Origin of the sequence: Ruminococcus sp. (assembly GCF_045129435.1) — a bacterium.
GTDB lineage: Bacteria > Bacillota > Clostridia > Oscillospirales > Acutalibacteraceae > Ruminococcoides.
In genome coordinates, this window is sequence record NZ_JBGVJL010000052.1 from 1 (window position 1) to 4,726 (window position 4,726).

Sequence of the window (4,726 nt, forward strand, 5' to 3'; positions counted from 1 at the left end):
AAGAAGCCCTTAGCGTCACCCTCGGTTTTCTTTACATCATAGTCAAGTGTAAAAGCATTCTCAGCAAGGTCATATGCCTTGCCGATACCGCCTGTTACTGTCTGAGTAGAAATAAGCTCCTGTGTTTTGTTGTCATAGTAATTTACAACAACCGCACCCTCTCTGATTGTGAGAGCAGCATTGTCAAAGCCGAGCTTATCAGCCATTACAACTGCTGAGTGAGCCTTTACCTCAACACTGTCGTTCACCTCGCCAAGATTGCGAAGTCCTGCAGTTTCGTTATCGGCAACAATTACCCACTTGCCGTCAACCTTTACAGTCTGTGCCTCATCACCGCCGTTAAAGAGAACACAAACCTCGTTCCACTTGTCCTGCTCAGTATTGTTGAGTCTGTAGCCAACAACTGTCTTAGGCAAATCGCTAAGGTAATTAATAGCGTTTGCACTCTGAGCGGTGCAGTCCTTGAAAGCAGCAAATTCTTCTCTTATCTGCATTAAACCTCTGTAATACTCAACAATGTCGCTGTACTCATTTACATTGCTCCAATCAAGCATATTTTCCTCTCTACTTGAAGCGTAGGAGTTCTCGTCACCGTCTTTACTTCTTGCAAACTCCTCACCGGCAAGCATAAACGGAATACCCTGAGAAGTCATAACGATAGCGGCAGAAAGCTTGTTCATAGCCACCAAATCCTCGTAACGCTTTCTATATTCAGAATCTCTGCCGTAAACTGAGTCAACAAGCTTATCATAAAGACAAAGGTTATCGTGACATGAAGCATAGGTTACACACTGTGACGGAACATTTGCCCAGCCTGAGGTGCGGTTTGACTGACCTGCAATACCGATTTTAAGATCTGACTTACGGCTTGCCTCCTGCACAAAAGCACCGTCTGTACCGCCTGTGCTGCCCTTGATAGCGTCACGAATTGTATCGTCAAATGCACCGATTCTATCGTTAAGCTGCTTGAGGTTGTCCTGATTTGCCATAACTGTTCCCTCATCACAGGCAGTCGGCATATTCCAAGCCTCACCATACATAATAATCTTTTTGCCGATTTCGTTGTCATAGAGGTTGTCGAGTGCAGCTCTCACCTGATTGAGAGTTTCAACATCGTGAAGTCCCATAAGGTCAAAGCGGAAACCGTCAATGTGATATTCCTTTGCCCAGTAGGTTACGGAATCCACCATATATTTGCGGAACATCTTGTGCTCAGATGCTGTGTCATTACTGCAGCCGGAGCCGTTTGAGAATGTACCGTCCTCGTTCATTCTGTAGTAATAGTTAGGAACTGTGTTCTGGAATACAGAATCTGTAGAATAGGTGTGATTATAAACAACATCCATAATTACTCCGATTCCTGCATTATGAAGTGCCTGAATCATCTGCTTACATTCCTTGATGCGGACATTGCCGTCATAAGGGTTTGTAGAGTATGAACCCTCAGGGCAGTTATAGTTTACCGGATCATAGCCCCAGTTGTACTGTGACATAATATCCTTTGATTCATCAATAGAGCCAAAGTCATAAAAAGGCATAATCTGCACATATTTTACACCGAGCTTTTTGAGGTAATCAATGCAGGTCGAAGTACCGCCCTGAACACCGTCAACGGTAGTGCCCTCTTCGGTAAATGCGAGGAACTTGCCTCTGTTTGCCTCACTTACTCCGCTTGATTCAGAGGAAGAAAAGTCAGCTACGGAAACCTCCCATACAGATGCCTCGGTAGGATTGGAAACTGTTACATGCACATCGTTTTCCCAACCCTCAGGGTTAGTGCTGTTGAGGTTTACAACCATACTTCTCTTGCCGTTTACACCGCATGCCTTAGCATATACATCGCCGGTTTCGGTAACGGTATCACCGTTTTTAACGCTGTAGGTGTAGTATTTGCCCGAAAGGTCACCGCTTACAGTAACACTCCAAACGCCAGTCTTTTTATCAAGCTCCATAGTCTTTGTTGCAATAGAACCGCCGTCACCCTCTTCATCACTTCCATGCTCGTAAAGGTTAAGCTTTACATTGGAAGCCTTAGGTGCCCACACCTTAAAGGTAGTTGACTTTTCAGACCAAACTGCACCGAGATCACTGCCTGAGTAAGCAGTTTTATCAAGCTCGGCTGCGTACTGCTGATAATTCACCTTTTTGTTTTCAACTTTCTTTTCCTCTGCTGCGTTGATTGCAGAGGCACACATACCTGTCATAATCATTACTGTTAATGCTCCTGTAATTAGTCTTTTTAATAACAATAAAAATGCCTCCTGACTCTGCGGCAATACCTCTCAGAATTTTGTCTGCCATTAAGCCGCCATCAGAAACAAAATATTCAGTTTTAGTATTAGCCAAATTACTTGTTCAAAAATGAACAGAACTATATATAATAATTAATTATATATTCTTATATCTAATTTTAACATACCAAACAAGTTATTTTATATCTTTTAAAGAATAATAATTCAATTATCAGCCTTTGTAATGTAGAATTTTCTTAGGTTTTATTGTGCAACTTGCTATATAATACCTCTGATTTTTCCATAATTTTCAATTAAAATCATAAATGACAATATAAAGACAAAAAAGGTCATTCAAACTTGTAAATAGCCGAATAACCTTTTCACTTTAACAAAATTTTGACAATTATTTAATTATAAACCATAAACCGATGAGCCTTTTATCAGACTTTCAATCCTTAACAGCCTGTTGTATTTGCACACCCTGTCTGTACGGCATGGAGCACCTGTTTTTATCTGACCTGCGTTGACCGCCACAGCTATGTCAGCGATTGTAGTATCCTCAGTTTCGCCGCTTCGGTGAGAAATAACAGTAGTATAGCCGGCTTTCTGAGCGGTATCAATCGCCTCAAAGGTTTCTGTAAGCGTGCCAATCTGATTCATCTTAATAAGAATAGAATTGCCTGCTCCAATAGAAATACCTTCAACAAGCCTCTCGGTATTTGTGACAAATAGGTCATCACCAACAAGCTGAATTTTACTGCCAAGGCGGTTGGTAATCTCCTGCCAACCCTCCCAATCATACTCAGAAAGCGGGTCTTCTATAGATATAATCGGATATTTACTGCACAGGTTTTCAAAATATTCTATCAAGTCCTTTGTAGAAAGCACCGCCTCACGCTTTGGCAGATGATATATTCCCTCATCAAACCACTCGGAAGCCGCCGCATCAATAGCTATCTTTGTGTTGTCAGTGGTGTAGCCTGCCGTATTGATTGCCTGCAAAATCAGCTCAATAGCCTCTTCATCTGTTTCAAGATTCGGAGCAAATCCGCCCTCATCGCCCACAGAGGTTGCCATTCCCCTTTGTGAGAGAATTTTACCGAGTGTGTGGTAGATTTCACAGCACTTTTCAAGTGCCTCCGAAAAGCTTTCCGCACCCACAGGCATAATCATAAATTCCTGAATGTCAATATTATTCTTTGCGTGAGCACCGCCGTTGAGAATATTCATCATCGGCACGGGAAGCTTTACCGAATAAATTCCACCAAGATAGCGGAAAAGCGGAAGCCGCAGCGACCTTGCCGCCGCCTTGGCAACTGCAACCGATACCGCAAGCACAGCATTTGCACCGAGGTGCTTTTTGTTGGCACTTCCGTCAAGCTGACAAAGTTTTTTGTCAATCATACATTGGTCAAACGGGGACATTCCGCACAATTCGGGGGCAATCACCTTACTGATATTTGCAACTGCCTTTCTGACGCCCTTGCCGTTGAAGCTTTCACCACCGTCCCTGAGCTCTACCGCCTCATATGCACCCGTTGACGCACCGGACGGAACACAGGCATTTGCGAATGTGCCATCAGTAAGTCCCACAGTTGCCTCTACGGTAGGGTTGCCCCTTGAATCAATAATCTGTCTGCCAACCACAGAATTAATAGTTATCTTCATTTTATTACCTCCGCTATTATTGTGCCGAGTCATGCAAAAAATATGCAGAGTAGTAGCACAGGCAGAGCAAAAGCATATTATATTAGAAAGCAAAGGAGGAAATAATTTGGATATAGTTTACTACACAGTCAGACCGGGCAACACGCTGTTTGGCATTGCCCAGTTTTTCCAGACCACTGTCAATGATATTTTGAGATACAACAACATTGCGGACGCAAACAGAATTTATGTAGGCGAAACTCTCGCAATTCCTGCCGGCACAAACACATCACCACGCACACATATTGTAAGACCCGGCGAGTCGCTCTGGGTGATTTCTAAAATGTACAATATGACGATTGAGGAATTAATGGACAAAAACAGTCTTGGCAATCCTAATGTACTCTATCCGGGACAAATTCTTAATGTGTGATAAAAATCTTGCGTTTATTCTTCAATGCTATTATGCACAAGTATAATTAAAGGTTCTGTTTTATATGTTGGGGTGATATTGATAAATTATGGTTTAGCAACGGTCGGGAAATTTTGTTTGAATTAGCACAGACTTTATACTCGAAAATAAAAATTTGGTCAACCTTTTTCAAAGGTTGTGGGTGTGGGAAAAGTCCACAATACTTTAAACTAACGCAAGGCTTTGATAGCCAAATAGCTTGCTGTTTGGTGGCTTGAACACAATGGTGATAAGCTTATAATTGCGAAAGCATCACAAAACAGAAAAGATATTCTTTTTCTATTTATAAATTATTTCTTATTAAAAGGCTTTCGCCTGTTTTCTCAAACTTTGCCTCAACACACAAACAGCGTTGCTGTTTGTGCCTGAAAAT

The 4,726-nt window shown here is 42.1% G+C and carries 3 protein-coding genes; 1 reads left to right on the forward strand and 2 read right to left on the reverse strand.

The window, feature by feature from the left end:
- Nucleotides 1-2,249: type I pullulanase (pulA, locus tag ACJMMI_RS02600; protein WP_405353221.1), on the reverse strand; the 2,249-nt coding region annotated here is incomplete at its 3' end.
- Nucleotides 2,250-2,645: 396 nt separating this feature from the next.
- Nucleotides 2,646-3,902 (reverse strand): phosphopyruvate hydratase, encoded by a 1,257-nt coding sequence (gene eno, locus ACJMMI_RS02605; RefSeq protein ID WP_405353223.1) that lies wholly within the window; start codon nt 3,900-3,902, stop codon nt 2,646-2,648.
- Nucleotides 3,903-4,008: 106 nt separating this feature from the next.
- On the opposite strand from eno, the gene ACJMMI_RS02610 reads away from it, so the two are divergent.
- Nucleotides 4,009-4,314, forward strand: a complete 306-nt coding sequence (locus tag ACJMMI_RS02610; RefSeq protein ID WP_405353225.1) for a LysM peptidoglycan-binding domain-containing protein — start codon at nt 4,009-4,011, stop codon at nt 4,312-4,314.
- Nucleotides 4,315-4,726: the final 412 nt, after the last annotated feature.

Excerpts from the sequence above, each read along its gene's own strand:
- eno (WP_405353223.1), bottom strand. The coding sequence starts at position 3,902 with ATGAAGATAACTATTAATTCTGTGGTTGGCAGACAGATTATTGATTCA.